The sequence below is a fragment of the Mesorhizobium sp. M1E.F.Ca.ET.041.01.1.1 genome, assembly GCF_003997355.1.
Taxonomy (GTDB): Bacteria; Pseudomonadota; Alphaproteobacteria; order Rhizobiales; family Rhizobiaceae; genus Mesorhizobium.
In genome coordinates, this window is record NZ_RZSL01000514.1 from 1 (window position 1) to 4,376 (window position 4,376).

Here is a 4,376-nt window from a genome sequence, read left to right on the forward strand (position 1 = left end):
GCATGCCAAAGATCAAGGACCCGACGCCGGACACGAAGGTGCGCCTGCGCGGGCTGGCCAATTTGCCGCTGCTGGCCGGCGTCATCGGCGCGATCCTGCTTTCGGCGAGCTGGAAGCCGGGCGTGAGCTTTTCCATCCTCGGCGTCAGCCTGGAGCTGCAGAACCTGGTGCGTGATGCGATCATCCTTGCGCTGGCCTTTCTGTCGCTTCGGGTCTCGTACAAGAGCCACCGCCAGGCGAACGGCTTCACCTGGGGCCCCATCGCCGAAGTGGCGAAATTGTTTGCCGGCATCTTCATCTGCATCGTGCCGGTCATCGCCATCCTGAGGGCAGGTCACGACGGCGCGCTGGCACCGCTGGTCTCGCTGGTCACCTCGGCGGACGGCCAGCCCAACGACCTCGCCTATTTCTGGCTGACCGGCGCGCTGTCGTCCTTCCTCGACAATGCGCCGACCTATCTCGTGTTCTTCGAGCTTGCGGGCGGCGATGCGAAGCACCTGATGACGGAGGCCGCCTCGACGCTCGCCGCGGTCTCGGCCGGCGCGGTGTTCATGGGCGCCAACACCTATATCGGCAATGCGCCGAACTTCATGGTGTTTGCCATCGCCAGGCATCGCGGCTTCAAGATGCCCGGCTTCTTCGGCTACATGGCGTGGTCGGGCCTGGTGCTGATCCCGACTTTTTTGATCGCGGGGTTTGTGTTCTTCGGGTGAGGCGAAGGACATTGGCGCTGCCCTTCATTGTCCTGGGTTCCTCGCCCCCGCAAAGCGGGGGAGAGGTGGCCGCGAAGCGGCCGGAGCGGGGGCTCCGTAGGGCGCTCCCCCTCTCCGTCTCGGCTTCGCCGAGCCACCTCTCCCCCACTTACGTGGGGGCGAGGAACAACCTGAGGCAGTGCCACGCCTTGCCAATTTTCGAGGGCAGCGGCACTTCAGGGCCTCAGCCCACCCCCACATACCGCCGAACCGCCGAAGGATCGGAGCGCAGTTCCTCGACATCGACCGTCTCGCGGTTGCGGCCGTTCTCGATGAAAGAGACGCGGTCGGCTACCGAGAGCACGGCATCGACGCGCTGCTCGACCAGGATCGTCGAGACGCCGAGCTCGCGCAGCTTCGCCACCGTCTCGCGGATCTTGGCGATCATCGACGGCATCAGCCCTTCGGTCGGCTCGTCGAGCAGAAGCACCTGCGGCTCGAGGCACAGTGCGCGCGCCATGGCGAGCATCTGCTGCTCGCCGCCGGAGAGCGTGCCGGAACGTTGCCTGAGGCGTTCCCTGAGCAGCGGGAAGAGATCGAGGACGTTCTCACGCGTCGCCTTGCCCTTGGCTCGCGCCATCAGGCCGATCTCGATGTTTTCCGCCACCGTCATGTCGGCGAACAATCGCCTGCCCTGCGGCACATAGGCAACGCCGGCCTTCGGCACGTCATGCGCGGCGAGCCCGGTCAGTTCCTTGCCGTCCAGCCTGATCGAGCCGGCCGCCGCCGGCACCAGCCCCATGATCGCCTTCAGCGTCGTCGTCTTGCCGGCACCGTTGCGGCCGAACAGGCAAAGCACCTCGCCCTTGTTCAGCACGAGATCGAGGCCGTAGAGCACCTGGACCTCGCCATAGAAACAGTCGAGGCCGGAAATGGTCAGCAGCCCCCTCTCAGTCCTGGGGAGATCAGCCATGGGTCGCTCCGAGATAGGCATCCTGCACTTCAACGTCGGCGCGGATCTGCTCCGGCGTGCCTTCGGCGAGGATCTTTCCCGAATTGAAGACGGTGATGCGGTCGGCAAGCTGCATGACCACCGGCATGTTGTGCTCGATGAGCAGCACGGTGGCGCTTTTGGCGATCTCGCGGACGAGGACGATAAAATTGTCGATCTCGCTGTCGGCCAGGCCTTGCGTCGGCTCGTCAAGGATCAAGAGGCGCGGCTTCAGCGCCAACCCCATCGCGACTTCCAGCAGGCGCTGGTGGCCATAGGAAAGGTGCGCGGCCAGCGTGCCGGCGCGGTCGGCGAGGCCGGTGCGCTCCAGCGCAGCCATGACACCGCTCCTCACCTGCCCCTTCGAGCGGCCGTCGGTCAGCGTCCGCTGCACCGGCAACGCGACATTGTCGAAAGCCGTGAGATTGGCGAAGACGCTGGTGATCTGGAACGTGTAGGCGACGCCGAGGCGAACCCTTTTGTAAGCCGGCATGCCGGTGATGTCGGCGCCGTCGAAGACGATCGTGCCGGAGGACGGCCGGATGCGGCCGCTGAGCAGGCTGACGAAGGTGGTCTTGCCGGCGCCGTTGGGGCCGATGATGGCGCGGATCTCGCCCGGCATCAGCGCGAAGTCGACGCCGTCGATGGCTCGCAACCCGCCGAAATGGCGCGACAGACCCTTGGTGGTGAGCAGCGGCGTCATGGCAGCCATCCCAGCCAGCGCTGGCGGATGCTGCCCAGAATGCCCTTCGGGGCAAACAGTACCAGCAGGATGAGCGCGACGCCGACGATCAGCAGATAGGCCGAGGTGAAGCCGCTGGTGATGTCGGTGACATAGTACATGAAAAGCGTGCCGATCAACGGCCCGAGCGTCGTCGCGGCGCCGCCGAGCAGCACCCACAGCAGGGGCAGGATCGAGTACTGCACCGAAGCGAAACTCGAGCCGATATAGCCGAACAGCAGCGCATAGGCCGCGCCGGACGCGGCGCAGATCGTGCCGGAGAGGACCACGGCGGCGAGCTTGTTGGCGACCGTGTCGTAGCCCAGCATCCTGGTGCGCTCCTCGTTCTCGCGGATGGCGACCAGCACGCGGCCGAAGCGGGAGCGGACGACGGCAAGCGTGATGAACAGCACGACCGAGAACAGCGCCAGCGCGCTCATGTAGCGCACGGTCGGGTTGGTGAGGTCGAACGATGTGCTGCCGAAATTCAACGCGCGCGACGTTTGCTGGATGACCAGGCCCTGGTCGCCGCCGGTCCAGGCGGCGAAATAGAGGATGAGCAGGTAGAAGACCTGCGCGAACATCATGGTGACGATCATGAACGCCACACCAGAGGTGCGCAGCGCGAGCAGGCCGATGACCAGGGCAAGCAGCGCGCCGCAGGCCACACCGGAAATGAAGCTTTCCGGCACGCCCCAGCCGAGATGGTACACCGTCAGCCCGGCGCCGTAGAGGCCGGCCGAGAAGAACATGGCATGGCCGAGGCTGAGCAGGCCGACATAGCCGAAGAGCAGATTGTAGCCCATGGCGAAGACGGCGAGCGTCATGATGCGGGCGAAAAGCCCCTGGTGGTAGTCAGGCAGGACGAAGTTCAGGACGAACAAAAGCGCGATGATCCCGATATGCAAGGCGTAGGTCTTTGCCAGCGAAACATCCTTCATCGCTGAGTGGTCCCGAACAACCCTTGAGGCCGGAACACCAGCACCATGGCGACGACCAGCGTGGCGATGATCTTGGCCAAAGTCGGCGAGAAGAACATCGAGATGATGCCGTCGGAAAGACCGATCAGGATGGCGGCGACCACGGTGCCGCGCAGTGACCCCAGCCCGCCGATGATGACGACGATGAAGGACAGGAGCAACGGATCCTGTCCCATCAGGTAATGCGCCTGGCTGATCGGCACGATCAGCACCGCGGCGATCGCCGCCAGCATGGCGCCGATGGCGAAGACGCCGGCATAGACGCGCTCGACCGGAATGGCGAAGGCCTGCGCGGTCTCGCGATCGTACTGCGTGGCGCGCATGATCAGGCCGATCTTGGTGCGCGTCAGCACCAGCCAGGTCAGCACGAGGAGAATGGCGGAGGCCGCGACCACCGACAGCTTGTAGCCGGAATAGCCGAACCACGGCAGGAGAATGCGGTAGCTGAAAGGCGGCTCGACCGGGCGCGCCTCCGGCCCGTAGAAGGTCAGCGCCAGTTGCTGGATGATGTAAAGCATGCCGATGGTGGCGACGATGGTGCTTTCGGGATTGTAGTTCAGCCGGCGCAGCACCAGCCATTCGGCTGAAAACGCAACCAGCCCGACCAGCAAGGGCGCGATCACCAGCGCAGCGACGAAGCCGATCGCCGGATGGCCCGAGATCGCCGTCGAGACCGCCCAGGCAAGCACAGCGCCAAGCATGAAGAACTCGCCATGAGCGACATTGACGATGCGCATGACGCCGAAGACCAGCGACAGGCCGAGCGCCGTCAGCGCCAGCACGGCGGACGTGACGAGGCCTTCGAGGGCGGCGAGGAGCAGATGGGGTCCGAAGTGCATTACACGCGAACGGATGCGCGAGGCACCCCCCTCTGGCCTGCCGGCCATCTCCCCCTCAAGGGGGGAGATTGGCGGTTCCTGCGAAGGTGGGCACCTTCCGACCTTGGCGATTGGCGAAAACGGAAACAACAGCCGATCTCCCCCCTTGAGGGG

At 65.1% G+C, this 4,376-nt stretch carries 5 protein-coding genes; 1 reads left to right on the forward strand and 4 read right to left on the reverse strand.

The features are described from left to right. A partial coding sequence (locus tag EOA38_RS29070) for a sodium:proton antiporter (protein WP_189434985.1) occupies positions 1 to 713 on the forward strand: 713 nt, incomplete at its 5' end. Positions 714 to 936: 223 nt separating this feature from the next. Here EOA38_RS29070 and EOA38_RS29075 read toward each other — a convergent pair. The 4 genes from EOA38_RS29075 to EOA38_RS29090 are packed head-to-tail and all read right to left on the reverse strand — an operon-like array spanning position 937 to position 4,223. Continuing rightward, positions 937 to 1,665, reverse strand: a complete 729-nt coding sequence (locus tag EOA38_RS29075; protein ID WP_127300859.1) for an ABC transporter ATP-binding protein — start codon at positions 1,663 to 1,665, stop codon at positions 937 to 939. Next, positions 1,658 to 2,386 (reverse strand): ABC transporter ATP-binding protein, encoded by a 729-nt coding sequence (locus EOA38_RS29080; RefSeq protein WP_127300860.1) that lies wholly within the window; start codon positions 2,384 to 2,386, stop codon positions 1,658 to 1,660. The genes EOA38_RS29075 and EOA38_RS29080 overlap by 8 nt, the downstream gene beginning before the upstream one ends. After that, positions 2,383 to 3,345, reverse strand: coding sequence for a branched-chain amino acid ABC transporter permease (locus EOA38_RS29085; protein ID WP_127300861.1), 963 nt, complete (start codon positions 3,343 to 3,345; stop codon positions 2,383 to 2,385). Before EOA38_RS29085 ends, EOA38_RS29080 begins: the two co-directional genes overlap by 4 nt. Further along, positions 3,342 to 4,223, reverse strand: coding sequence for a branched-chain amino acid ABC transporter permease (locus tag EOA38_RS29090; protein WP_127300862.1), 882 nt, complete (start codon positions 4,221 to 4,223; stop codon positions 3,342 to 3,344). Before EOA38_RS29090 ends, EOA38_RS29085 begins: the two co-directional genes overlap by 4 nt. Positions 4,224 to 4,376: the final 153 nt, after the last annotated feature.

Coding starts and splice junctions, on each gene's coding strand:
- EOA38_RS29085 (WP_127300861.1), bottom strand. CDS start 3,345: ATGAAGGATGTTTCGCTGGCAAAGACCTACGCCTTGCATATCGGGATC.
- EOA38_RS29075 (WP_127300859.1), bottom strand. CDS start 1,665: ATGGCTGATCTCCCCAGGACTGAGAGGGGGCTGCTGACCATTTCCGGC.
- EOA38_RS29080 (WP_127300860.1), bottom strand. CDS start 2,386: ATGACGCCGCTGCTCACCACCAAGGGTCTGTCGCGCCATTTCGGCGGG.
- EOA38_RS29090 (WP_127300862.1), bottom strand. CDS start 4,223: ATGCACTTCGGACCCCATCTGCTCCTCGCCGCCCTCGAAGGCCTCGTC.